23 protein-coding genes are annotated in these 23,212 nt (G+C 67.9%); 11 read left to right on the forward strand and 12 right to left on the reverse strand.

Annotated features, from left to right (window positions below):
• Window positions 1-454: 454 nt before the first annotated feature.
• The 3 genes from C492_RS16870 to pyrB all read right to left on the reverse strand — a co-directional run bounded on the left by C492_RS16870 (window position 455) and on the right by pyrB (window position 2,921).
• A complete protein-coding gene (locus C492_RS16870) occupies window positions 455-1,291 on the reverse strand; it encodes a hypothetical protein (protein WP_008425858.1) in 837 nt (278 codons plus the stop codon).
• 228 nt (window positions 1,292-1,519) lie between these two features.
• On the reverse strand, window positions 1,520-1,990 hold the full coding sequence (pyrI, locus tag C492_RS16875; protein WP_008425860.1) for an aspartate carbamoyltransferase regulatory subunit: 471 nt from the start codon (window positions 1,988-1,990) through the stop codon (window positions 1,520-1,522).
• Complete coding sequence (gene pyrB / locus C492_RS16880; RefSeq protein WP_008425861.1) at window positions 1,983-2,921, reverse strand: aspartate carbamoyltransferase; 939 nt, start codon at window positions 2,919-2,921, stop codon at window positions 1,983-1,985. Before pyrB ends, pyrI begins: the two co-directional genes overlap by 8 nt.
• A gap of 90 nt (window positions 2,922-3,011) precedes the next feature.
• Between pyrB and C492_RS16885 the strand changes: the two genes are divergently transcribed.
• The 3 genes from C492_RS16885 (at window position 3,012) to C492_RS16895 (ending at window position 6,093) form a co-directional block, all read left to right on the forward strand.
• Window positions 3,012-3,632 (forward strand): RAD55 family ATPase, encoded by a 621-nt coding sequence (locus tag C492_RS16885; RefSeq protein ID WP_008425862.1) that lies wholly within the window; start codon window positions 3,012-3,014, stop codon window positions 3,630-3,632.
• Between the two features lie 122 nt (window positions 3,633-3,754).
• Entirely contained in the window at window positions 3,755-4,429 is a 675-nt protein-coding gene (locus C492_RS16890) for a helix-turn-helix domain-containing protein (protein WP_008425864.1), read from the forward strand.
• A 230-nt stretch (window positions 4,430-4,659) separates the two neighbouring features.
• Window positions 4,660-6,093 carry an MATE family efflux transporter gene (locus tag C492_RS16895; protein ID WP_008425866.1) on the forward strand — a complete coding sequence of 478 codons (1,434 nt, stop codon included), beginning with the start codon at window positions 4,660-4,662 and terminating at the stop codon, window positions 6,091-6,093.
• 88 nt (window positions 6,094-6,181) lie between these two features.
• Here the strand turns inward: C492_RS16895 and C492_RS16900 are convergent, their stop codons facing one another.
• Window positions 6,182-7,153: an FKBP-type peptidyl-prolyl cis-trans isomerase gene (locus tag C492_RS16900; RefSeq protein WP_008425868.1), complete on the reverse strand. Its 972-nt coding sequence runs from the start codon at window positions 7,151-7,153 to the stop codon at window positions 6,182-6,184.
• Window positions 7,154-7,241: 88 nt separating this feature from the next.
• Between C492_RS16900 and cyaB the strand changes: the two genes are divergently transcribed.
• The 6 genes from cyaB to C492_RS16930 all read left to right on the forward strand — a co-directional run bounded on the left by cyaB (window position 7,242) and on the right by C492_RS16930 (window position 12,348).
• The gene (gene cyaB, locus C492_RS16905) at window positions 7,242-7,790 is read left to right on the forward strand and encodes a class IV adenylate cyclase (RefSeq protein ID WP_008425869.1); all 549 of its coding nucleotides are present in this window, start codon (window positions 7,242-7,244) and stop codon (window positions 7,788-7,790) included.
• Window positions 7,791-7,867: 77 nt separating this feature from the next.
• Window positions 7,868-9,088 carry a methionine adenosyltransferase gene (locus C492_RS16910; RefSeq protein WP_008425871.1) on the forward strand — a complete coding sequence of 407 codons (1,221 nt, stop codon included), beginning with the start codon at window positions 7,868-7,870 and terminating at the stop codon, window positions 9,086-9,088.
• 54 nt (window positions 9,089-9,142) lie between these two features.
• Entirely contained in the window at window positions 9,143-10,033 is an 891-nt protein-coding gene (locus tag C492_RS16915; protein WP_008425873.1) for a dihydrodipicolinate synthase family protein, read from the forward strand.
• A gap of 49 nt (window positions 10,034-10,082) precedes the next feature.
• Window positions 10,083-11,261 (forward strand): tRNA sulfurtransferase, encoded by a 1,179-nt coding sequence (locus C492_RS16920; RefSeq protein ID WP_008425874.1) that lies wholly within the window; start codon window positions 10,083-10,085, stop codon window positions 11,259-11,261.
• Window positions 11,262-11,423: 162 nt separating this feature from the next.
• Window positions 11,424-11,771 carry a DUF7344 domain-containing protein gene (locus C492_RS16925; protein ID WP_008425875.1) on the forward strand — a complete coding sequence of 116 codons (348 nt, stop codon included), beginning with the start codon at window positions 11,424-11,426 and terminating at the stop codon, window positions 11,769-11,771.
• Window positions 11,772-11,820: 49 nt separating this feature from the next.
• Entirely contained in the window at window positions 11,821-12,348 is a 528-nt protein-coding gene (locus tag C492_RS16930) for a DUF5804 family protein (RefSeq protein WP_008425876.1), read from the forward strand.
• A gap of 15 nt (window positions 12,349-12,363) precedes the next feature.
• Here C492_RS16930 and C492_RS16935 read toward each other — a convergent pair whose 3' ends face one another.
• The 3 genes from C492_RS16935 to C492_RS16945 form a co-directional block, all read right to left on the reverse strand.
• Complete coding sequence (locus C492_RS16935; RefSeq protein WP_008425877.1) at window positions 12,364-12,969, reverse strand: hypothetical protein; 606 nt, start codon at window positions 12,967-12,969, stop codon at window positions 12,364-12,366.
• Window positions 12,970-13,030: 61 nt separating this feature from the next.
• Complete coding sequence (locus C492_RS16940) at window positions 13,031-14,008, reverse strand: PLP-dependent cysteine synthase family protein (protein WP_008425878.1); 978 nt, start codon at window positions 14,006-14,008, stop codon at window positions 13,031-13,033.
• A gap of 98 nt (window positions 14,009-14,106) precedes the next feature.
• Window positions 14,107-15,165: a Leu/Phe/Val dehydrogenase gene (locus C492_RS16945; RefSeq protein WP_008425879.1), complete on the reverse strand. Its 1,059-nt coding sequence runs from the start codon at window positions 15,163-15,165 to the stop codon at window positions 14,107-14,109.
• A 90-nt stretch (window positions 15,166-15,255) separates the two neighbouring features.
• Between C492_RS16945 and C492_RS16950 the strand changes: the two genes are divergently transcribed.
• Complete coding sequence (locus tag C492_RS16950) at window positions 15,256-15,636, forward strand: thioredoxin family protein (RefSeq protein WP_008425880.1); 381 nt, start codon at window positions 15,256-15,258, stop codon at window positions 15,634-15,636.
• A 4-nt stretch (window positions 15,637-15,640) separates the two neighbouring features.
• Here C492_RS16950 and C492_RS16955 read toward each other — a convergent pair whose 3' ends face one another.
• The 5 genes from C492_RS16955 to thyA form a co-directional block, all read right to left on the reverse strand.
• A complete protein-coding gene (locus C492_RS16955; RefSeq protein WP_008425881.1) occupies window positions 15,641-17,806 on the reverse strand; it encodes a thioredoxin domain-containing protein in 2,166 nt (721 codons plus the stop codon).
• A gap of 178 nt (window positions 17,807-17,984) precedes the next feature.
• The gene (locus C492_RS16960; protein WP_049893151.1) at window positions 17,985-18,551 is read right to left on the reverse strand and encodes a hypothetical protein; all 567 of its coding nucleotides are present in this window, start codon (window positions 18,549-18,551) and stop codon (window positions 17,985-17,987) included.
• A gap of 598 nt (window positions 18,552-19,149) precedes the next feature.
• Window positions 19,150-19,572 carry a calcium-binding protein gene (locus tag C492_RS16970; RefSeq protein ID WP_152424939.1) on the reverse strand — a complete coding sequence of 141 codons (423 nt, stop codon included), beginning with the start codon at window positions 19,570-19,572 and terminating at the stop codon, window positions 19,150-19,152.
• A gap of 423 nt (window positions 19,573-19,995) precedes the next feature.
• Entirely contained in the window at window positions 19,996-20,529 is a 534-nt protein-coding gene (locus C492_RS16975; RefSeq protein WP_008425887.1) for a dihydrofolate reductase, read from the reverse strand.
• Window positions 20,526-21,542, reverse strand: a complete 1,017-nt coding sequence (thyA, locus tag C492_RS16980; protein WP_008425888.1) for a thymidylate synthase — start codon at window positions 21,540-21,542, stop codon at window positions 20,526-20,528. The genes C492_RS16975 and thyA overlap by 4 nt, the downstream gene beginning before the upstream one ends.
• Before the next feature lie 204 nt (window positions 21,543-21,746).
• Between thyA and C492_RS16985 the strand changes: the two genes are divergently transcribed.
• Entirely contained in the window at window positions 21,747-23,156 is a 1,410-nt protein-coding gene (locus C492_RS16985) for an FAD-dependent oxidoreductase (RefSeq protein WP_008425889.1), read from the forward strand.
• Window positions 23,157-23,212 lie beyond the last annotated feature (56 nt).

Here is a 23,212-nt window from a genome sequence, read left to right on the forward strand (position 1 = left end):
TCTCATCGGCGACGACAACGACGACGATCTCATCGGCGACGACAACGACGACGATCTCATCGGCGACGACAACGACGACGATCTCATCGGCGACGACGATGATGACGACCTGATCGGTGACGACGACGACGATCGTCGACGCGGCGACACGCGATAGCGTTCCGTTCCGCGCCCTCGCTCGAGCGGAGTCCCGACTCTCCCCGATCTATCGTCGCTCGGACGTACCGACCAGTACCACAGGGGACGCGACGAACTCGAGACCGCTACCCCGGAGACGGCAGCTTCGCCGCTCGAGGCGGTAGCGGACCGTCGCCGCCCAGATAGGGAGCCGACGTTCTCGCCGGCGCCTCGATGGGCGATCCGACCGCTCGTTTCTACCGAAGCCTCGGCGTCGCTACCGTCTCCAGCGACGGCCGTTCGCACGCGACCGGTGCAACCGTGTCGTGCGGCGGTATCAGTCGCCGTCGGGGTCCCCGTGGGTGACGCCGTCGCGCTCGTCGGCCCGGCGGCGCCGCAGCGCGGCCCGGGCGTTCGACGCCTCGTAGCCGAAGAAGACGTCCGTTCCGTAGTTCTCGGCGACCTCGGTCGCGTGGATCAGGTTATCGACGTCGACGTCGACGGCGTACAGCTCGATGCTAAAGGGCGTCTCGAGCGCGCTTTCGAACCCCTTCGCGATCGTCTCGAGCCAGTAGGTCGTCTCGTAGGCGGTGTCGTAGAGGGGAACGACGAACTCGTCGACGTGCTCCTCGAGGGCCTCGAGGTCGATCCCGGCACGCTCGTAGAGGTGGCCGGGGTAGGGATCGGGGTACAGCGTCATGTAGACCCGCCCCGGAACGTGCTCGACGGCCTCCGCGACGAACTCGGTGATGACGCTGGCGCGCCACTCGAGGCGGTCGTCGTACTCGCTCTCCTCGAAGTTTCGCTCACAGACTCCGCAGCGACAGTACTCCTCGCGGGGGAAGCCGATATCGTCCAGCCGGACGTCCCCGTTGGCCGCGGCGCAGTCGTCGACGATCTCGAGCAGTCCCTCGCGGTAATCCTCGCGGGAGGGACAGATGTAGGCCCAGTCGAAGTACGTCCGATCCCGCGTGGCGGGCCGACCCAGATCGTCGACCGGGACCAGCGACGGATCCGCGTCGGCCGCGGCGTTGTCGCCGAAACAGGAGACCATGTTCACCGCGTCGGCGATCGGTTCGACGGACCTGCCGGTGACGTCTTTGACCTCGTAGAAGCCGCGATCGAACTCCTCCCACTGCACCTCCTCCTCGTTTCGGGTGACGACGCCGTACATACGAACGGTGTACGGCTACGGGGCCGTAAGCCGTTCGGATCGGTTACTCTTCGACGGGATGGTACTCGTACTCGACGTCCGAGGCGCCCCCGAAGGCGACCTTCCAGACGACGGCGACGGCGAACGTGGCGAGCAGAATCTTGGCTGCGCGGGACATATCCACCCGGAGAGTCGAACGCCGGTTACTTATCAATTGTGGCTTCTTTCTCTATCTATGACCTTTCTGGATCAGGTATCGATCAGCGACGCGATCCCCTCGCGGACGATCGTGTCGCAGTACTCGCAGCGAACGCCGTCGTCGAGGACCTCGAACCGGGAGTCGACCGGTTCGTCGCCCGCCGAGATACAGCCGTCGTTGGGACAGGAGAGGACGCCCTCGACGACGTCGGGGCGATCGACGCGGTGTTTCTCGACGACGTCGTACTCCCGGACGATGTTGATCGTCGCGTCGGGCGCGATCAGCGAGAGGACGTCGACCTCGTCCTGGCTCAGCTCCCGGTCCTCGACCTTGAGGATGTCCTTGCGGGCGAGCCGATCCGAGGGGACGTTCATCCCGACGGAGAGCTCCTCGCCCTCGCTGCCGTCGATGCCCAGGATCGCCAGCACGTTCAGCGCCTGGCCGCCCGGGACGTGGTCGATGACGGTTCCGTTGCGGATCTTGCTGACCCGCAGCTCGTGGTCGCCGCGGTCGTCACTCATCGCGACCACCCCCACCCTCGCTCAACAGGAGATCCAGCAGCGCCATCCGAACCGGCACGCCGTTGTGCGCTTGCTCGAAGTAGGCCGCGTGATCGGTGTCGTCGACCTCGGGCGCGATCTCGTCGACCCGGGGCAGCGGGTGCATCACGGTCAGGTCGTCGGCCGCGTCCTCGAGCGTTTCCGCGTCGATCCGGTACTCGCCCGCGACCTTCCGGTACTCCGACTCGTCGGGGAACCGCTCGCGCTGGATTCGGGTCACGTAGAGGACGTCGAGGTCGGACAGGACCGCCTCGAGGGACTCGTGTTCGCGGATCCCCGTTCGGCCGCCCTGTTGCTGGTGGAGGTCGTAGACGACCTCCCGGGGAAGCCGCAGGCTCTCCGGGCTGACGAAGTGCTGGCGGGTATCGAAGTTCGACAGCGCGTAGGCCAGCGAGTGGACGGTCCGGCCGTACTTCAGATCCCCCATGATGCCGATCGTCAGGTCGTCGAGCCCGGCGTTCTCCCGGATCGTGTACAGGTCCAGCAGCGTCTGGGTCGGGTGCTGTCCGGCCCCGTCGCCGGCGTTCAGTAGCGGCACGTCGACGAACTCGCTGGCCATCGTCGCGGCCCCCTCCCTGGGGTGGCGCAGGACGAGCGCGTCGGCATAGCCCTCGATGACCCGGACGGTATCGGCGAGGGTCTCGCCTTTCTTCACGCTCGAGGACTCGACGCTCCCCATGTCGACGACGTCCCCGCCCAGGCGTTTCATCGCGGTCTCGAAGCTCATCTTCGTTCGCGTGCTCGGTTCGAAAAAGAGCAGCCCGAGTAGGGCTCCGGCGTGGCGATCCGCGACGGCCGACGGATCGGCAGCGATCTCGGCAGCCCGGTCGAGGACCGTCTCGATGTCCCCCCGCGAGAGGTGTTTGCTCGTGATCACGTGGTCGTGGCGCATCTCGTTGGAAACGGAGCCTGCGAACCCCTTGAATCTCCCTGTTCGCGGGGAGAAAAGCTATACCGTCGCTGTCACAACCTCGCCGACCGCATGGCCGATCGGCTCCGGACCGGGATCGACGCGCTGGATCGCAAGCTCGAGGGCGGGCTCCCGGCGGGAGCGCTCGTCGCCTACACCGCCGACCCCGCCAGCCAGTCGGAGCTGCTGCTCTACGAGCTGACCGCCGCCCGCGAGACGCGGTACCTCGCGACCGAGCGCCCGGCCCGGGCCGCCCGGGACGCCCTCGAGCGCTCGCCGACCGCGACCGGCGAGCCGCGGATCGACGCCCTCTCGACCGACGCCCTCGAGGACGCCGCCGAGGTCGTCGCCGGGCTCTCCGAGGGGGAAATCCTGATCGTCGACCCGGTCGACCGACTCGAACGAGCCGATCCCGACGCCTACGTCGACTTCCTCGCCGCCCTCAAGCGGCGGGTGCTCGAGACCGGCGGTGCGGCCGTTCTCCACTGTCTGCGCGGCGACGCCCCGGCGAACCGGGCCCGAACGCTTCACGCGGCGGACGCCGTCTTCGAACTCCACACCGAACGCGCGGGCGGTCGCCTCGAGACGGCGCTTACGGTCCCGAAGTTCCGCGACGGCGGCCAGCCCACGGAGGCGATCACGCTCGAGCTCACGGAGGGCGTCGCGATCGACACGAGCCGCGACATCGCGTAGGGCCGTCAGCGTTTCATATCGAAAGAGTCGAAATATAGTATTATTTTAAACTCATCTTGAGGACATCAAACCTTTTTGGAAACGATCCTATACCATTTCGGCCCATCGGTAGAACCGAACACATGACCTCGATCGTCAACCTCGAGATTTCCGGCGAGGGGACTGGACTCGCGGAACTGGTCGACGCGGTTCCGTCGCTCACCTGCGAGGCCGAGACCGCCGTGGTCTCGAACGGGCGCGACCTCTGGCTCTCCGGCGCATCGAACGACGAGATCGAGGCCGGCCTGGCGGAGGCCTCGGCGGTCGAGGAGTACGCCCTGATCAACGGCTCCGACGGTGAGTGGCTGTACAACGTCGAGTTCGCCGACGAGACGATCGACATCTTCGAGCTGGTGCTCGAGGAGGGGGGCACGATCCTCGATGCCTCGGCGCCCGACGGCTCCTGGGTGCTGAACATCCGCGTCCAGGAGCGCAACGACGCCAGCTCGATCTACGAGGCCCTGGAGGATCGCGAACTCAGCCCGACGATCATCCGGCTGTTCGATACGACCGACGAGAGTCACTCTCAGGCCGGGCTCACGGAGCGCCAGTACGACACGCTGGTCGCGGCCGTCGACCACGGTTACTTCGACATTCCGCGGGAAGTGTCGATGCAGGAGCTCGCCGCCGAGCTCGACATCTCCCACCAGGCCCTCTCCGAGCGCCTGCGCCGGGCCTACCGATCGCTCGTTACCTCCGAACTCGACGTGACGCCGGAGGAGGCCGAACCGGCTCCCTCGCCGAGCCTCTCCGATTGATCGCTGCCGAATCGAGAGCCGACGTCGCCCCCCGGTACTGGTCGACGAACTGAGACGATCGCCGCGCCTTCTTCCGACCGTCCGTGCTCTCCCTCGAGCCGGGAGGCTCGCAGTCGTCCCGTCGCGAATCGCGCCGCGGACGTCGGAGTCCGAAGGTACTTAGTTGACTGAACAGTTAGTCAGTGTATGAACGATCGGAGCGCGTCCAGTTCTGCCGGAGGGATCGGCGAGTGACGGTTCGGGAACACCTCGAGCGAACGTTTTCAGCCCGCGAGGAGGTCGACCTGACCGAGGGCGGGATCGTCAAACCGCTTCTGTACCTCTCGCTGCCGCTTATCATCACGAACGTGTTGCAGACGGCGTACAACGTCGCCGACACGTTCTGGCTCGGGCGGTACGGGACGACCGAGGTCGCGGCGATCAGCTTCGCCTTCCCGATCATCTTCCTGTTGATCTCCTTTGCGATCGGGTTCTCGGTCGCGGGCAGCGTCTTGGTCGCCCAGTACGTCGGCGCGAACCGGGAGCGAGACGCCGAGTACGCGGCCTCTCAGACCGTCTCGTTTTCGATCATCGGGGCGCTCGTTCTCGGCGTGTTCGGCTACGCCGTCGTCGACGACGTGCTGGCGCTGTTCGCCGCCGAGCCCGAGGTGACCGCGGCCGCGGCGAACTACATGCGCATCTACGCGCTGGGGCTGGTCTTCGTCTTCGGCTTTCTGATGTTCATGTCGCTCATGCGGGGGTACGGGGACACCGTGACGCCGATGCTGATCATGTTCGTCTCCGTGGCGATCAACGTCGTCCTCGACCCGCTGCTCATCTTCGGAGTCGGCCCGCTCCCCGAGCTCGGCATCGCCGGGGCGGCCTACGCGACGATCATCGCCCGCGGGCTCACGCTCGCGGTCGGCCTCTGGCTCATGCTCCGCGGGTACCGGGGCGTTCGGATCCGACTCCGGGAGCTGGTTCCCGACCCGAGCTACGGGCTGAAACTCGTCCGCATCGGGCTGCCGGCGTCGTTCGAGGGCGCCAGTCGGGCCCTCTCGATGTCGCTGTTGCTGTTCGTCGTCGCGCTGTTTACGACCCCGGTCGTCGCGGCCTACGGGATCGGAACGCGGATCCTCTCGGTGATCGTGCTGCCGGCGATGGCGCTCTCCCAGGGCGTCGAGACGATGACCGGCCAGAACGTCGGCGCCGGAAAACCGGATCGCGCGGCGAAGGCGAACCACCTCGCCGCGGCGACGCTGTTCGTGTTCCTGACCGCCGCGGGCGTGCTCTCGACGCTGGCCGCCGAACCGATCGTCGCGCTGTTTACCAACGATCCGGCCGTCGTCGACGCCGGTGCGACGTTCCTCGACTACGTGGCGCCCACGTTCGGACTCTTCGGCGCGATGTACATCTACATCGGCGGCTACCGGGGCGCCGGGATGACGGGGACGGCCGCGGGGCTCGTCCTGCTCGCGTTTATGGGGATCCAGATCCCCGTCGCGTGGGTAGCCGCGAACGCGCTCGGACCGACGGGCGTCTGGCTGTCCTTCGCCGCGGCCCACCTGGTCGGCGCCGTCGGCGCGGCCCTCTGGTTCCGTCGCGGCACCTGGCGTGACGGCGACCTCACCGCAGACGCGGCCCCCTCGTCCGCGTTCGAAAGCACCGCGTCGACCGACGACTGACGGACGGCTCGGCTCCGAACGAAACACCGTGAGAACGCGGGACGGCACGCTACCGGACGCGGTCCACAAAAACGAAACGGTCGATCCGTTACTCTTCGGCGCCTTCGAGCTCCTCGACGATCTCGTCGGCGTCGACGTCGGCCTCCTCGAGGGCCTCCTCGATGTCGGCCTCGCCGCCGCCCATACCGCCCATGCCGCCCATCATGCCGGGCATGCCCATGCCGCCCATGCCGTCGATGACTTCCTGGACGATGACGCGGTCGACGCCCAGCTTGTCGATGACGTCCTGGCCGATCTGCTGTTTACCCATCATCCACTGCTGGTTCATCGTCATCTGGGGCGTGGCCTCGAGGTAGAGCGTCTCCTTCTCGACGACCTCGGTCTCGAACTCGGGCTCGCTGTCCTCGTCTTCGTCGTCATCCTCGTCGGACTCGACGGGAACCTCCTCCTCGACCTCGTCGGTCTCGATCCAGAGGTCGGGCTCCATCCCGAGGTACATCTCGAACAGGCCGGCAGCCTGCTGTTCGACGTCGTCGACCTCCTCGACGACCTCGTACTCGTACTCGACGTCCTCGCCGGCCAGCGGGTGGTTGAAGTCGACGCGGGCGCGGCCGCCGACGATCGTGCTGATGTAGCCCTGCTGTCCGTCGACCTGGACGTTCGCGCCGGGGTAGCGGTCGTCCTCGTCGATCTTCTCGGCGCTGACGGTCTGGACGTCGTCGGGGTCGTACTCGCCGAAGGCGTCCTCGGCGGGGATCGTCACGGTGCCGGAGTCGCCGACCTCGCCCCCGATAACCGCGTCCTCGACCTCGTCGAAGATGTGGCCCTCGCCGAGGACGATCGTCCGCGGCTTGAACTCCTCGGCCTGGTCGCCGACGCCTTCCTCCTCGGCGACCTCGGGGTCGGTCGTGTCGACCAGCTGGTCGTCCTCGACGGTGTACGCGGTGTACGCGAGCTTTACGAAATCGCCCGCCTGAAGCCCCTCGGCTTCGGCGGCGTCGTCTCCGTTCTCGACGTCATCGGCCTGCTCATCGAGCTCGGCCTCCTGTTCCTCGGTCATACGTTGTACGTCCGCCCGTCTACATTTAAGTACGACGTTTTCTCCCGAGAGCGACCGATACTTACGAGCCCTCCCCGTCCCCGAAGGTATGTACGAGGTCGAGGTCAAGGTCCCCGCCGATCTCGAGGCCGTTCGGGCCCGACTCGAGGAGCTTGACGCGACGCCGGTCGACGACGTCGCACAGGAAGACACCTACTACGACGCCCCGCACCGCTCGTTTCCGGAGACCGACGAGGCGTTGCGCATCCGCACGGAGCGCGCCGAAACGGGGGCGGATGAGGTCCGGCTCACCTACAAGGGACCGCTCGTCGACGACGCCTCGAAGACCCGCGAGGAGGTCGAGACGGCCGTCGCGAGCGGCGAAAAGATCGATACCGTCCTGACGAAGCTGGGCTTCGAGCCCGCGGCGACGGTCCGGAAGGACCGAGAGCGGTTCGCCCTCGAGGAGTATACGATCACGCTCGATTCGGTCGAGGACGTCGGCGAGTACGTCGAGGTCGAGACGGAAGTCGACGACGAGGCAGACCTCGAGTCCGCACGCGAGGGCGCCTACGACGTCCTCGAGCGCCTCGGCCGCGATCCCGACGAGCAGGTCCGGACGTCGTACCTCGGCCTGTTGCTGGCGGACGACGCCTGAGCGGGATTACCGCGGGGTATTTTCTGCCGAGATTTGTTTCCGGAAGTTATAGAACCTCGAGCCGACTATCCCCGCCAATGAGCGAACGGAACATCCGGATCGAACCGATCGACCGCCGGGCTGTCGAGGACCAGGAGGTCGAGATCGTCGAGCGAAAGGGGATCGGGCACCCCGACTCGATCTGCGACGGCGTCGCCGAGAGCGTCGCCGGCGCGCTCGCGCGCGAGTACATCGACCGCGTCGGCGAGGTACTGCACTTCAACACCGACGAGACCCAGCTGGTCGCCGGCGAGGCCGCGCCCGCGTTCGGCGGCGGCGAGGTCGTCGACCCCATCTACCTGCTGATCGTCGGCCGCGCGACCAAGCGCTACGAGGGCCAGATGATTCCGACCGAGACGATCGCGCTGCGGGCGGCCCGCGAGTACCTCGAGGAGACGATCCCGCAACTCGAGTACGGCGAGGACATCGTCGTCGACGTCAAACTCGGCGAGGGCAGCGGCGACCTGCAGGAGGTCTTCGGCGAGGACGACGAGCTCGAGGGCGCAGTGGGCGTCCCGATGGCCAACGACACCAGCTTCGGCGTCGGCCACGCACCGCTGACCGAGACCGAGCGCATCGTCCTCGAGGCCGAGCGACGGCTCAACGGCGAGTACGCCAGCACCCATCCCGAGCTCGGCCCCGACGTGAAGATCATGGGCAAACGCGAGGGAGAGCAGATCGACGTCACCGTCGCGGCGGCGATGGTCGACGAGTACGTCGCCGACATCGAGGAGTACGCCGACGCGGTCGAGTCGGTGCGGGACTTCGTCGCCGAGGTCGCCCGCGAGCACACCGACCGCGACGTCGACGTCCACGTCAACACCGCCGACGACTACGAGGAGGGTTCGATCTACCTCACCGTCACCGGCACCTCCGCCGAGCAGGGCGACGACGGCTCCGTCGGTCGGGGGAACCGCGCGAACGGACTCATCACGCCGAACCGATCGATGTCGATGGAGGCCACGAGCGGAAAGAACCCGGTCAACCACATCGGCAAGATCTACAACCTGCTCTCGACGTCGATCGCCGAGTCGGTCGTCGACGACGTCGACGGCATCCGCGACCTGCGGGTGCGGCTGCTCTCCCAGATCGGCCGCCCGATCGACCGCCCCCACGTCGCCGACGTCCACGTCGTCACCGACGAGGGGGTCTCCCTCGAGGACGTCGAGACCGATGTCGAGGTCATCGTCGACCGAGAGCTCGCCAACGTCACCGAGATCACCCGACAGGTGATCGACGGCGAACTCACGACGTTCTGATCTCGGTATCGCCGCGAGGGCAACGACTTTCACGCGAGCGATACTGCCCCCACCATGGACCTTCACGACGCGCTCAGCGGGATCACCTGTCCGACCGTCACGCCGTTCGACGACGGCGAGATCGACGAGGACGCGCTCGTCGACCTGCTCGCGCACCTCCGCGAGGGCGGGATCGATAGCGTCTTCGCCTGTGGCACCTCCGGCGAGTTTCCCAGCCTCAGCCCCGAGGAGCGCCGCCGCGCGATCGAGCTGACCGTCGACCACGCGGACGGGGCGGTGGTCGCCTGCTCGGGCGCAACGAGCGTCGACGAGGCCGTCGCACACGTCGGCAACGCCGCGGACGCCGGCGCCGACGCGGCCGCGCTAGTCCCGCCCTACTTCACCCCCGCGAACGCCCCCGAAGGGAACGAACGGTTCTTCGAGCGAGTCGCTGAGGAAACGTCCCTGCCGATCGTCCTCTACAACATCCCCCAGTACACGGGCGGACGGATCGAGCCCGAGACCGTCGCCGCGCTCGCCGAGCGCGAGGCGTTCGTCGGGATCAAGGACTCGAGCGGCGACCTGACCTACTTCCAGTCGCTGGTCCGCGAGACCCCCGAGGAGTTCCTGTGTCTGATGGGCTACGACTCGCTGCTCGTGCCGTCGATCCGGCTGGGCGGCGACGGCGGGATCAACGCGCTGTCGAACGTGATCCCCGAGACGTTCCGCGAGACCGTCGAGGCGGCCGAAACCGACCGCGGGCAGGAGCTGCAGTCGGAAGCGATCGGGCCGCTGTTCGAGACCTGCGCGAGCCACGGGTTCGCCCAGGCGACGAAGACGGGACTGGTCCTCCGCGACGTGGTCCCCTCCGACGAGGTCCGCCCGCCGCTGGTCGCGACCGACGACGAGGCGACCGCGGAGATCGAGACGGCCCTCGAGCGCACGCTCTCGGTCGCCGAGCGCTGACGTCCGCCCCTCGTAATCCCCTTATACCCGCGTCCGGCTACGGTCCGGTATGCACCCGCCGGGAGCCGACACCGTCCTCGTCCGCCACGGGGACGTAAACACCAAGAGCAACACCGTCAAGCGGTACATGGAGGGACTCCTCGCGGAGAACCTCGAGGCCCTGCTGGCGGACCGATCGGTTCCCGGCGAGGTCGAGCGCCGCTGGAGCCGACCGCTGATCCACACGACCGAGGCGGCGGTCGAAGACGCGACGACGGCCGCGGCCGACGCCTTCGGGGTCGTCTCCGCGAGCCCGTGTCTGACCACGAGCACCGAGAAGGAACGGATCCTCGAGGCCCTCGTGGAGACGGCGCGGTCCCGCTACGACGGCGGCAGCTTCGCCGTCGACGCCCGGCGGGCGGACAAGAGCCTCCCCTACGACAGCGACGACCTCGCCCGCGAGGGCGGGTCGGCGATCTGGGAGGCCGTCGCCGACGAGTTCGACCCCGAAGTCGACCTCGACGATCCCGACCTCACCTTCGGCGTCGAGGTCCGCGAGGACGTCGCGTTCGTCTACCTCGAGAAGCGGGACGGGCCGGGCGGGCTGCCGCTTGGCGCCCAGGAGCCGGTGATCGCGATGATAAGCGGCGGGATCGACTCGCCCGTCGCGGCCTACGAGATCATGAAACGCGGCAGCCCGATCGTCCCGGTGTACGTCGATCTGGGCCCGTTCGGCGGAATCGACCACGAGGCCCGCGCGATGGAGACGGTTCGGGTCCTCTCGCGGTACGCGCCGAACTTCGACACGCAGGTCTACGAGCTCCCCGGCGGGGAGACGCTGTCCGTCCTCGTCGAGGAGATGGAGGAGGGGCGGATGCTCTCGATGCGGCGCTTTTTCTACCGTGCCGCGGAAGTGCTGGCCGAGCGCGTCGACGCCCACGGGATCGTCACGGGCGAGGCGGTCGGCCAGAAGTCGAGCCAGACGATGCAAAACCTCGCGATCACGAGCCGCGCCACCGAGTTGCCGATCCACCGCCCGCTGCTGACCCGCGACAAGGCCGAGATCGTCGCCCGGGCCCGCGAGATCGGCACGTTCACCGAGTCGACGATCGACGCCGGCTGCAACCGCGTCGCGCCCGATCGGGCCGAGACCAACGCCCGCCTCGAGCCCCTGCTGGCGGCCGAGCCCGACGATCTGTTCGAGCGCGCCGAGGAGGCCGCGCGGAACGCCGAACTCGTCGAGCCCTGACCGCTCGCGGCGCGGCCGTCCCCGCCGTCCGAGCGAGGATGCTTTCGAACGGACGGAGAGTATCCCGCGGAGAAAATCGATTTCGCTCTACTATTCGCCGAACAGTCGGCCGATCGGACGGTTTGGCGGAACAGTTTTGTCGCTTCGTGCCGGCGATACCCCATGGTCGTCTGGTCAACCGTCGAGGCGCTGGTAGCGATCGTCGCCGCGGTCGACGAAACCGTCGTTCACGCGCTTCACTCCGCCGGGGCGCTCGCTCACACCGCTCGCCGTCGAGCGCTATCGATCCTCCTCGAGCGCGAGCCCGTCGGTCGCGAGCGACTCGCCGCGTTGCTGGCCGCGGACGAGGCGGTTCCCCACGACGACGCCGAGCGGATCGAACTCACGCTCCACCACGAGCACCTGCCCCGGCTCGAGGCGGAGCTGTTCGTCGAGTACGACCACCGCAGCGGCGACGTGGTCCTCTGGAAGGAGCCCGACGCCGTCAGGGAGTCCCTCGAGTCCGTCTGACGGCCGGGAGACGAAACGCCCATTATCGCGATCCGCCAACTCCCCGACAGTGACCCGCGTCTGTCTCGTCGGCGATCCCGAGGTGAACCTCCGGTACGAGCTCCTGTCCCGGGAGACCTCCCGCGAGGCGCTCGCGACCTACGACCTCGAGCGCCCCTTCGAGAACTCGCTGGCGGTTCGCACGGTCAGCGTCGGCGCGGCCGTCTCGCTGCTGAACGATCTGGACTGGTATCTCACCCGGTTCGTCGACGAGGCGCTCGTCCGGGAGCCCTCGGTCAGCGGGACGGAGTGGCTCTCGCGATCGCTGGCCGACGAGTTACGAAACGGCGCCCTCGAGGCCGGCGACACCGGGGAATTCTGCAAGATCTACGGCCTCGAGCGACCCGACCCGGACGAGGACGGCGACGGAAACGACGGCGAGGACGAACCGGCCGCGACCGACGGGTCGCGGGCGAGACCGCGGCTCGTCGAGCCGCTGTACGTCCGCCGAACCGACGGCGAACTCCCGGAGTACGACCTCCGGGATGTCCCGGACACGCTCGTCGTCCGGCTCACCGAGGCCGAGTTCTCGCCGTAGCCGACGCGTCGCGGGCTAGGTGTCCGCGCCGAGATCGAACTCGTGGGTCGCGCCGTCGTGGTCGACGACCGTCGCGGTCCCCTCCTCGATCGGTTCGCCGCCGTCCGAAGCCCGGACGAGCAGGCCGGCCGTCGCCTCCTGCTGTGCGCAGGCGGCGGCGTCGCCGTCGTCGACGACCGCCTCGAGCGCGATCCCGTCCTCGAGTTCGATCGATTCGATCCGAAGTTCGTAACACAGGTTCGGCGCGCGGGCCTCGACGGCGATCAGGGACGCGTCGTCGAACGCGGTGTTCTCGAGGAACGCGACCGCGTCGTCGCCGACGTCCCGGCCCGCGAGCCAGCCGGCGGCGGCCTCGCGGTCGGCGAGCAGCGTCGCGTTCGGCTCCGATCGCGGCTCCGAAGTGGTAAACGTCGTTTCGTCCACCGCGTCCGCAGCGTCGCCGCCACCGCTTCCGTCGTCGTCCCCCTCGTCACCGACGCTGTCGTCGCCACCGCTTCCGTCGTCTCTCTCGTCGCCGTTTTCTTCCGATCCGTCGTCGAGATCGGCCCCGAGACAGCCGGCGAGCACCGCGACCGCTCCCGTCGCCGCGCTCAACACCGTCCGCCTGGATCGGCGGTCCATGCTCGTTCCGATGACGTCCCGTACAAAGAACGTTCTCCACGGTCGAAAAGCGACCGTCGTCTCAGTCGAAAAGGCCCGTCGAGAGGTAGCGCTCCCCGCTGTCCCAGAAGACGGTGACGACGAGGGGGCAGTCCTCGGGGGCGCCGCCGTCGGTCTCGGGGGTCGCCTGGGGCTGGCGGTCGAAGACGTCCGGAACCTCCGGACAGTCGGCCTCGGGCTCGGCGATCTCGTCGGCGATCAGATTTGCGACGAGGCTCGTCGCGCCGCTGGACTGGCCGACGAGGATCCCCTCCTCGCGGGCGAGGCGACGGCACTCGTCCTCGGCGTCCTCGAGGCGGACCGTCTCGACGCGGTCGATCAGGTCGACGTCGAGGTTGTCGCTGACGAACCCCGGTCCCATCCCCTGGAAGTCGTCGTTACCGGGTTCGCCCGTCGAGAGGACGGCGTTCTCGGCCGGCTCGACGGCGACGATGTCCATCTCGGGGAACTCCTCGCGGAGCCGTCGGCCCGTTCCCGAGAGGGTGCCGCCGGTGCCGACGCCGGCGACGAAGGCGTCGATCTGGCGGTCGCCGACCTGTTCGAGGATCTCCTCGCCGGTGGTCCGGTAGTGGGCCTGCGGGTTGGCGGGGTTCTCGAACTGGCCGAGCTGGACCGCCCCCTGGGCCTCGAGTTCGTCGGCGCGCTCGCGGGCTTCCTCCATCTCGCCGTCGACGAGCTCGAGTTCGGCGCCGTAGGCGGCCATGATTCGGCGTCGCTCCTCCGATTTCGAGGCCGGCATCACGATCGTGAGGTCGTATCCTCGGGCGGCCGCGACCAGCGCGAGGCCGATCCCGGTGTTGCCGCTGGTCGGCTCGACGAGCCAGTCGCCGGGCTCGATTTCGCCCTCCTGCTCGGCGGTTCGGATCATCTCGAGGGCCGGCCGATCCTTGGCCGACCCGCCGGGGTTGAAGGATTCGACCTTGGCGGCGACGGTCGCTCCATCCGGCGAGTCGACCTGGACGAGCGGCGAGCCGATCGTGTCCAGGATGCTTCCCTTCATTGCGAGCGCGTAGGAAGCGGAGACGTAAACCCGTACTGGCCCTCGCAGGACGTGCCGGGTCGGCGATCGAGAGCGACCGAACGGACCCGACGGCGCGTCTACAGCCGCGGCGCCGACCGCGATCCGTCGTCGGCGCCCGCGATCCGCTCCTCGGCGTAGGCCGCGGCCGCCTCGAGGACGGTCGTCCCCTCCTCGTCGGCGCGTTCGATCATCCCGCGCAGCCGTCCCTCGATCGCCTCGGCCTCCGCGTAGGCCTCTTCGTAGGTCCCCCCGAAGTGGTCCTTGGCGACGGTGATCAGCCCGCCGGCGTTGATCACGTAGTCGGGCGCGTACAGGATGCCGCGTTCGCGAAGCGCCTCGGCGTGGCGGCGTTCGGCCAGCACGTTGTTCGCCGCGCCCGCGACGATATCGCACTCGAGGGTGGGGATCGTCTCGTCGTTCAGGATCCCGCCGATCGCACACGGCGCGAAGACGTCGCAGGACCGTTCGTACACCGCGTCGGGTTCGACCGTCTCGGTGCCGTGTTCGGCTGCAAACGCCTCGAGGGCCTCCCGGTCGACGTCCGAGACCGTCACCGCGGCGCCGGCCTCGAGCAGCTCCTCGGCCAGCGACCGCCCGACCTTGCCCAGCCCCTGAACGACGACCTCGAGGCCCTCGAGGTCGTCCTCGCCGTAAACGTAGTCGACGCAGGCCCGGATCCCGCAGAACACCCCGTGGGCGGTCACCCCCGACGGGTTCTGTAGCCCGTCGCTCGCGCCGACGACGTGGTCGGTCTCCCGGGCGACGACGTCCATCTCCGCGGCGCTCGAGTTGATGTCGACCGACGTGATGTACCGTCCGCCCAGGCAGTCGACCGCGCGGCCGTAGGCCTCGAGGGTCGCCTCGGTTCTGACCTCGTCGGGGTCCCCGAGGATCACCGCTTTCCCGCCCCCAAGCGGGAGGTCGGCCGCGGCCGCCTTGTACGTCATCGCCTCCGAGAGCCGGAGCACGTCCTCGAGTGCGGCGTCTTCGGTCTCGTAGTCGAGGATCCGCGTGCCGCCCAGCGAGGGCCCCAGTGTCGTATCGTGGATCGCGACGATCGCTCGCAGCCCCGTCTCCGGATCGGTGAAGTACGATACCTGTTCGTGGCCGGCGTCGCCGATCTCGTCGAACACCATATCTGATATTCTTTTCGCTTCCCGTAAAAATGTCACCGATCCGCTCGCCGAAGCGCGGCGGTTAAGCCCTCGGAGCCGGAACTCGCGGGTATGAGTCTCGAGACCATGCGACCGAACCCGACGTGGGACGCCGCCTCCCACGAGGAGACCGTCGACGCGCTGGCGGCCCGCGAGAACCTCACGTACACGGTCTGGGGCGGCGACTGGTGCAAGGACTGTCGAGCGCTGCTGCCCGACTTCGCCGCGGCCCTCGAGGCTGCGGGCGTCCCCGACGAGCGCATCGAGGAGATCGCCGTCGACCAGGACAAACAGGGGCCCGGCGTCGAGGAGTACGACGTCGAGTACATTCCGACGATCGTCGTCGAGGACGACGGCGAGGAAGTGATCCGGTTCGTCGAGGACGAGGACGTCCCGCCGGCGGTCTGGCTCGCCCGAGAGCTCGAGGGCGACCTCGAGACCGAAACGGCCTGAATCGTTAGAACGGCACGTCGTCGTCCAGTTCTCCGCTCGCCTCCGACTCCGCGAGCCAGTCCAGCGCCTCGTCGACGTCGCGGGTCGGCGGCGAACAGGTCCGATTTCTGCAGACGTACAGCGTCGGCTCGCCGTCGCGAGCCTCGCGGCCGGCCCAGATCGCCGGCGCCGCCTCAAGTCCCAGCTCGTCGAGCCAGCTCTCGAGTCCGTCCTCGGTCGGCGGTCGCGGCGCGAACAGCCGATCGGGCAGGTACCGCGAGCCGAACCGCTCGCGCCAGGCCGCGGGCACCTCCTCGGCCGCGACGGTCACCTCGAGGGGGCCCGCCTCGAGGCGGTCGGCGGCGAGACACAGCGTGGCGTGCTCGAGCGCGTTCGACTCGAGGCGGCCCGCGTGGGTCCGCAGGACCGACGTTGCGATCTCCTCGAAGCCGTCGTCCTCGCCCGCAACGTCCCCGAGCGCGAGCAGCGTCTCGACGGCGACGCCCGTCGCCGAGGGCGTCGACTGGTCGTTCAGCTCCTGGGGTCGCGTCACGAGGGACTCGCCGCTCTCGGGCGTGAAGTACAGCGTCCCGCGCTCGGCGTCGTAGAACTCGGCCTCGATCGCGCGGGCCAGCTCGAGGGCGAACGCGAGGTGGTCGACCTCGCCGGTGGCCTCGTAGCAGCCCAGTGCCCCCCGGGCGAGGAAGGCGTAGTCCTCGAGGTAGCCCTGCACTGCGACATCTCCATCTTTGAACCGCCGCGAGAGCCGTCCCTCGTCGGCGTTCCAGAGCCGATCGCGGACGAACTCGAGGGCGTCGACTGCCATCCCCGCATAGCGGTCTTCGCCCAGCGCGAGGGCGGCCTCGGCGCAGGTCGCGATCATCAGGCCGTTCCAACCCGCCAGCACCTTCTCGTCGCGGTTCGGTCGGGGACGTTCCTCGCGGGCCTCGAACAGTTCCCGGCGAGCGGACTCGAGCCGTTCTTCGACCTCGCGTTCCTCGAGGTCGAATCGGTCGGCCAGTTCGGAAATCGAGGCCGCGAGGTTGGGCTGGCTCTGCCCCTCGAAGTTGCCCGACTCGGTGATATCGTAGCGGGCACAGAAGAGGTCGGCGTCGGTCTCCGATCCGAGGACGTCCCGCACTTCCGCGGGCGTCCAGACGTAGAAGGCGCCCTCCTCTCGCTCGCCCGTTTCCGGGTCCTCGCTCTGGGCGTCCAGCGTGCTGAAAAAGCCCCCCTCCGCGTGGGTTAGCTCCCGCGAGACGAACTCGAGGGTCTCCCGAACGTAATCGGCGTAGCGCTCGTCGCCCGTGAGCCGGTAGCCCGCCAGCAGGGCGCGGGGGATCTCGGCGTTGTCGTACAGCATCTTCTCGAAGTGGGGCACCGTCCAGTCGGCGTCGACGCAGTACCGGTGGAAGCCCCCGCCGACGTGGTCGTACAGCCCGCCCTCGATCATCGCGGTGAGCGAGCCCTCGAGGACCTCGCGGTACTCGTCGTTCCCGGTGCGGTCGAACGCCCGGGCGAGGACCCGCAGCCGGGCGGGCTGGGGGAACTTCGGCCCGCCGGAGCCGAAGCCGCCGTTCTGCCGATCGGCGCTCCGGAGGGCGGCGTCGGCCGCTCGCTCGAGGACCTCGCTCGAGGGCGGTTCGGCGGCGCCGATCGAGTCGGGCGTCTCCTCGAGGCGATCCCGCGCGGCCGCGGTCCACTCCTCGGCCCGGTTCTCGATCTCCTCGCGGTCGGTCTCCCAGGAGTCGGCAAGCCCCTCGAGCAGGTCCAGAAAGCCCGGCTGGCCCCGCTTCGAGCGCTTCGGGAAGTAGGTGCCGACGTAGAACGGCTTCCCCTCGGGCGTGAGCCAGACCGACAGGGGCCACCCGCCCCCGCCGCTGACCAGCTGGCAGACGGTCATGTAGATGCTGTCGACGTCGGGTCGCTCCTCGCGGTCGACCTTGATCGGGACGAACTCCTCGTTGAGGAGTTCGGCTACCTCCTCGTCGGCGAAGCTCTCGTCTGCCATGACGTGACACCAGTGACACGCCGAGTAGCCGATCGAGAGGAAGATCGGTTTGTCCTGTTCGCGCGCGGCCTCGAGGGCCCGTTCGTCCCAGGGCTGCCAGTTGACGGGGTTGTCCGCGTGCTGGCGCAGGTAGGGACTTTCCTCCTCGTCGAGCCGATTGCGCTCGGTCGGCCGGGTCATACCACCGGGTACGGGCGTCGGTTGTAAAAGCTCGCGGGACGAGAACCGTCATCGCACGCCGCTCGCGAACCGCACCCGCCGGTACGGAAGGAAGCTGCCCGAAAAATACGACGAAGGGGCGTCTCGGGACGGGCCGCCGTCGTCGCGAGACGGCGTCGACGGATCGGCGATCGAAGCGTCAGTTGCCGCCGCCGTCGCCGCCGTTGCCGCTGCCGCCGTCGCCGCCGTTGCCGCTACCGCCGTTGCCGCCGTTGCCGCCGTTACCGCCGTTTCCGCCGTTTCCTCCGTTGCCGCCACTGGCGGACGCGCCGGGGGTGGCCTCGATGAGGTTCAGCTCGGCGTTGCGGAAGGATCCGTCGGCGCCCATCGTTTCGGTGTCTCCGGCGCTGAGGTCGACGTCTTCGGTCATCAGGTAGCCGAGCGTCGGGGCGGAGCCGCCCGTGTCGTAGCTGATGAGGTAGATGTCCCAGTCGTCCGGCGTGTCGAACTCGTCGGTTAGGTCGGCGGTCTCGAACACGTCGTCTTTCGTCCCCTGATCCAACTCGGAGGCGACCTCGAACTCGACGTCCGGGAGGTAGTCGTCTCCGAACACGACCACTTCACCGTCACTGCCGCCATCTTCCTGGGCGGCGCCGGTACTCGCGGTCGCACCCGCGCCGAGGGCGACCGCGGTCGTCGCGAGCGCGCCTTTTTTCATGAACGATCGTCTCGAATCGTCGAACAGTCCGCGATCATCTTCTGTCATGTCTCTCACTGGTGTTCCCCCTCTTCGGGGTAGACTGTTCTTGACTCAATTCTGGCATAAGTGAGGCCGATCGTTTCACGGTATAAGACGGGCTGTATTCGTAAAATACGGTCATTGACCGTATCGTGCCACGATTTCGGCACGTCGAGGCGAGACGGATGCCAGCTGTCAGAAACGGTTGTTTATCGGCCGGAACGGAGTTCAGCGCGTCCGTTTCGGAGCCGTTAAATCCGACTGCCGGCAGCGAAGGCGATCGGATCGACGCCGACGAGACGGGTAGTGACGAGGGAGCGAAGCTCCGTCCGTCGCTCGATTTCGAGAGGCTGTGGGGTAGCGGAGCGCGGCTCGAGATCGCTCACCCGGTAAAACAATCGGTTTCCTCGGACTGTCCGTCGGAAGGCGAGCACGGGGAACTGCTCGCGCGCCGAGACCGTCCGCGGATTCGACGACGATTCCGCCGCGCTCGCGTTCCGTGTTTCGAACCGGGACCTGGGCGCCGCCCCGCGAGCGCGGCCGCGCGATCGAAAGTACACGGGTTCGACGCCCGATCGTTCGGTGTTCCGCCGACCGTCTCGAGCGGTTCGTCGTCTCGTCCGCGTCAGGGCGTGAACTCGACAAGGTTCAGCTCGGGGTTGCGCATCGTCGCGTCCTCGTCCATCGTTCCGGTATCGCCGCTGTCGACGTCGGAATCCTCGGTCATCAGGAAGCCGGGCGGCGAAGCGGACCCGCTCACGTCGACGGTGATGAGGTAGAGGTCCCAGTCGTCGGGATCGTCGAACTCCTCGTCCAGTCCGGCGGTCTGGAACACGTCGTTCTTCGTCGACTCGTCGGCCTGTGAGGCGACCTCGAAGCCGGCGCCGGGAACGTAATCCTCGCCGAACACGACGACGTCGCCGTCTTCCTGAGCCGCGGCCGTTCCTATCGCGCTCGCACCGAGGGCGATCCCCGTCGCGGCGAGTGCCCCTTTCTTTCCGATCGAACGTTTCGAGTCGCTGGACATTCCGCTCGTATTTTCTGTCATGTCTCTCACCAGTGGTGCCCCGTTCGGGACGAGCGAGTCTTGACTCAATTTTGGCATAAGTGAGGCAGATCGTTTCACCCTCTAAGGTGACCCGTATCAGTAGGCTGGGACTAGTGAACGGGATATGCGCAGATTTCGGGCGGACCGCGGGCAGTCGTCGGCCGGGACCGACGGGAGCCGCGTAGCGCTCGGACGGGCGCCGGTGGGCGCGTGTTGGGTGTCGTTAAACCGCATCGTCGTCGGCCCCGTCTCGCGTGGGGTGCGGGAGCCGTCGGCGACCCGCGGTGCCGAAGCGAATCCGCCGACGTCGAGCGAATTCCGTGGCGGTCGCTCCTGATCGAATCGTTCCACGCGCCAAAACGCGCCGTTTCCTGCTTCCCAACGAGCGAGCGGGCCCAGGACCAGGGACGTCCCGACGGCTCCTCATTCCTTCCGAACGTACTCGACGAACGAGAACCCGTCGCGGTCGTCCCGTTCAACCTCGCGCCACGTCTCCGGATCGCGCTCCGGAAACGTCGCGTCGCCGGCGGGGTCGTCGTCGATCTCCGTGACGATCAGTCGATCGAGACTCGACAGGAACCCCTCGTAGACCGTCGCCCCGCCCGCGACGAATAGCCGGTTCGTCCCGCCGTGGCGTTCGTCGGCTGCACGCTCGGCCGCCTCGAGCGCCCCCTCGAGGTCGCGCGCGACGACGGCGTTGCCGGGGGTCTCGAGATCGCGGCTCGTCAGCACGACCGTCGTCCGGCCCGGCAGCGGCTCGCCGAGCGCCTCGAGGATCCCCTCGTGGGTCACCCGCCCCATGATCACGGGGTGGTCCATCGTCGTCTCCTTGAAGTGTCGCAGATCCTCGGGGAGGTGCCAGGGCATCTCGCCGTCCCGCCCGATGACGCCGTTGTCGGCGACCGCGACGATGCCGACGAGCTCGCGGTCGGTCTCGAGTTCGGGGGCGTCGGTCATTCGGCCACCGCGAACCGCAGTCCCTCGTGGGAGTCGTAGTTTCGCAACTCGAGGTCGTCGACCGAGAGATCGTCGATCGACGCGTCCCCGATCTCGAGGGTCGGCCGCTCGAGGGGCTCCCGGGCACACTGCTCGAGCAGGCCGGGGACGTGATCGAGCCGTTCGTCGCCGTCGGCCTCCGCGGGGGCCTCGCGCTCGAGCCACTCCCCGACCGCGAGGTAGTCCTCGCGGGCGTCGACGTCGGCGAGCCGGGACTGCAGCGCCTCGAGGTTGTCGGCGTACCACGCCCCGCGCTCGCCGCGCCCGCAGTAGACGTGGGCGTCGACGACGGTGTGGGCGAAGGTGCCGGGCTCGAACCCGGTCTGTTCGGCGACGATTTTCGTCAGGAGCGCGTAGGCCGCGACGTTGAACGGGACCCCGAGCGCGACGTCGCCCGAGCGCTGGGTCAGGTGGCAGTTCAGCCGGTCGCCCTGGACGTTGAAGACGAACGAGTAGTGACACGGCGGCAGCGTCGAGACGGCCGCGTTCGCGGGGTGCCAGGCGTCGACGACGAGCCGTCGGGAGTTCGGCGAGTCGGAGAGGGTGTCGACGACGTACTGCAGTTGGTCGAACGTCCGGCGACCGTCGGCCTCCTCGGTGACCCAGCGGTGGCCCTCGTCGGGCCAGCTCTCGCCCTCGAGTTGCGCCTCCTCGTCGGGAACGGGGTACCGCCGCCAGAACCGCCCGTAGGCGGTGTCGAGACGACCCTCGTCGTCGGCCCAGGCGTCCCAGATCTTCGTCTCCTCGCGCAGCTCCCGGATGTGTTCCTGTCCCGAGAGGTACCAGGCGACCTCGTGGAGCATCGAGTTCCAGCGGTAGCCGTCCATCTTCTTGGTCGTCAGCAGCGGGAACCCCTCCCGGAGGTCGACCTCGTAGTGTTCGCTGAACGACGAGATCGTGTCGACTCCGGTCCGATTTGGCTTGTGGGTGCCTCCCGAGAGCACCGCGTCGACGAGCTCGAGGTACTGTCGCATTAGCGCGTCCTTTGCAGCGACCCGATTAATTTTCGTCGACTTCGATTTCGACCGCGAACTGTCCTCGAGTCCGATCGTGAGACCGTCGCTCGAGACCAGCACAATCTCTGTCGAGACGGTTTTCGTCGATCGACGAATCTCCCGAGAGAAAAATATGAGTTATACGTCTGGACCGAAGTGGGGCAAGTAGCGGCCACCATAACAATGTCTGGCAAGTACGACCTCGTTATCGTCGGCGGCGGTATCAGCGGCGCGTCGCTGCTGTACACGACGGCGACGTTTACCGACATCGACTCCATCGCACTGATCGAGAAGGAAGACGAGATCGCGGCGATCAACTCCGACCACACGAACAACTCCCAGACGCTGCACTTCGGGGACATCGAGACCAACTACACCCTCGAGAAGGCCCGGGACGTCAAGGAGGGCGCGGAGATGCTCGCGGGCTACCTCGAGAACCACGACCCCGATCGGGAGATGCACGACAAGCGCAGCAAGATGGTGCTGGGCGTGGGCAACGAGGAGGTCGCGGAGCTCGAACGGCGCTACGAGGGCGAGGGCTTCGGCGACCTGTTCCCGAAGCTGCGCTCGATCGGTCGCGAGGAGATCGCCGACCTCGAGCCGAAGGTCGTCGAGGATCGAGATCCGGACAAGGAGCTGCGCGCGCTCCAGACGCCCGACGGCTACGTCGTCGACTACGGCGCGACGACCCAGTCGTTCGTCGAACTCGCCCGCGAGGAGGCAGGCGTCGACGTCTACACCGGGACGAAGGTCGAGGACATCACGCCGACGCTCGACGGCTACACCATCGAGACGACCGACGGGCGCTTCGACTGCGACGCGACCGTCGTCGCCGCCGGCTCCCACAGCCTCCAGATCGCCAAGGAGCTGGGCTACGGCGAGAACAAGGTGTTGCTCCCGGTCGCGGGCAGTTTCTTCCTGGCGGACGACCTGCTCAACGGGAAGGTCTACACCCTCCAGATGAAGAAACTCCCCTTCGCCGCGGTCCACGGCGACGCCGACGTCCACGACCCCTCGATCACGCGTTTCGGCCCAACCGCGAAGCTCGTCCCGGCCCTCGAGCGCGGACGCATCTCGACCGTCACGGACTTCCTCGACGTCTTCGGGCTCAACGCCGCGGCGTTTCTCAGCTACGCGAACATCCTCTCGGATCGGATCCTCCTGCCGTACGTGCTCCGGAACCTGGTCTACGACGTGCCGAACGTCGGCCCGAAACAGTTCCTCCCGCACGTCCAGAAGGTCGTCCCCAGCGTCGAACTCGACGACATCGAGCGCGCGAAGGGGTACGGCGGCGTCCGTCCTCAGATCGTCGACACCGAGACGAAGTCTCTCGACATGGGCGAGGCCAAGATCGTCGGCGACGACATCATCTTCAACATCACCCCCTCGCCGGGCGCCTCGACCTGCCTGAAGAACGCGCGACGGGACACCCTCGAGGTGCTCGAGTTCCTCGAGGGCGAGTACGAGTTCGACGAAGAGGCCTTCCGCGAGCAGACGATCGAGCACTTCCCCCGTCCGGACGGGATCGAGACGGGCGACACCGACGAGGACGCCGGCGCGCCCCTCGAGCCCTCGCCCGCCGGCGACGACTGAAACTCGAGAGCGACCGACCGAGACGGCGGACTTCGGCGAATCATACCCGTACTCGT

Source organism: Natronococcus jeotgali DSM 18795 (genome assembly GCF_000337695.1).
Classification (GTDB): domain Archaea; phylum Halobacteriota; class Halobacteria; order Halobacteriales; family Natrialbaceae; genus Natronococcus; species Natronococcus jeotgali.

Coding starts and splice junctions, on each gene's coding strand:
- C492_RS16870 (WP_008425858.1), bottom strand. CDS start 1,291: ATGTACGGCGTCGTCACCCGAAACGAGGAGGAGGTGCAGTGGGAGGAG.
- pyrI (WP_008425860.1), bottom strand. CDS start 1,990: ATGAGTGACGACCGCGGCGACCACGAGCTGCGGGTCAGCAAGATCCGC.
- pyrB (WP_008425861.1), bottom strand. CDS start 2,921: ATGCGCCACGACCACGTGATCACGAGCAAACACCTCTCGCGGGGGGAC.
- C492_RS16885 (WP_008425862.1), top strand. CDS start 3,012: ATGGCCGATCGGCTCCGGACCGGGATCGACGCGCTGGATCGCAAGCTC.
- C492_RS16890 (WP_008425864.1), top strand. CDS start 3,755: ATGACCTCGATCGTCAACCTCGAGATTTCCGGCGAGGGGACTGGACTC.
- C492_RS16900 (WP_008425868.1), bottom strand. CDS start 7,153: ATGACCGAGGAACAGGAGGCCGAGCTCGATGAGCAGGCCGATGACGTC.
- cyaB (WP_008425869.1), top strand. CDS start 7,242: ATGTACGAGGTCGAGGTCAAGGTCCCCGCCGATCTCGAGGCCGTTCGG.
- C492_RS16910 (WP_008425871.1), top strand. CDS start 7,868: ATGAGCGAACGGAACATCCGGATCGAACCGATCGACCGCCGGGCTGTC.
- C492_RS16915 (WP_008425873.1), top strand. CDS start 9,143: ATGGACCTTCACGACGCGCTCAGCGGGATCACCTGTCCGACCGTCACG.
- C492_RS16920 (WP_008425874.1), top strand. CDS start 10,083: ATGCACCCGCCGGGAGCCGACACCGTCCTCGTCCGCCACGGGGACGTA.
- C492_RS16925 (WP_008425875.1), top strand. CDS start 11,424: ATGGTCGTCTGGTCAACCGTCGAGGCGCTGGTAGCGATCGTCGCCGCG.
- C492_RS16935 (WP_008425877.1), bottom strand. CDS start 12,969: ATGGACCGCCGATCCAGGCGGACGGTGTTGAGCGCGGCGACGGGAGCG.
- C492_RS16940 (WP_008425878.1), bottom strand. CDS start 14,008: ATGAAGGGAAGCATCCTGGACACGATCGGCTCGCCGCTCGTCCAGGTC.
- C492_RS16945 (WP_008425879.1), bottom strand. CDS start 15,165: ATGGTGTTCGACGAGATCGGCGACGCCGGCCACGAACAGGTATCGTAC.
- C492_RS16950 (WP_008425880.1), top strand. CDS start 15,256: ATGAGTCTCGAGACCATGCGACCGAACCCGACGTGGGACGCCGCCTCC.
- C492_RS16955 (WP_008425881.1), bottom strand. CDS start 17,806: ATGACCCGGCCGACCGAGCGCAATCGGCTCGACGAGGAGGAAAGTCCC.
- C492_RS16960 (WP_049893151.1), bottom strand. CDS start 18,551: ATGACAGAAGATGATCGCGGACTGTTCGACGATTCGAGACGATCGTTC.
- C492_RS16970 (WP_152424939.1), bottom strand. CDS start 19,572: ATGACAGAAAATACGAGCGGAATGTCCAGCGACTCGAAACGTTCGATC.
- C492_RS16975 (WP_008425887.1), bottom strand. CDS start 20,529: ATGACCGACGCCCCCGAACTCGAGACCGACCGCGAGCTCGTCGGCATC.
- thyA (WP_008425888.1), bottom strand. CDS start 21,542: ATGCGACAGTACCTCGAGCTCGTCGACGCGGTGCTCTCGGGAGGCACC.
- C492_RS16985 (WP_008425889.1), top strand. CDS start 21,747: ATGTCTGGCAAGTACGACCTCGTTATCGTCGGCGGCGGTATCAGCGGC.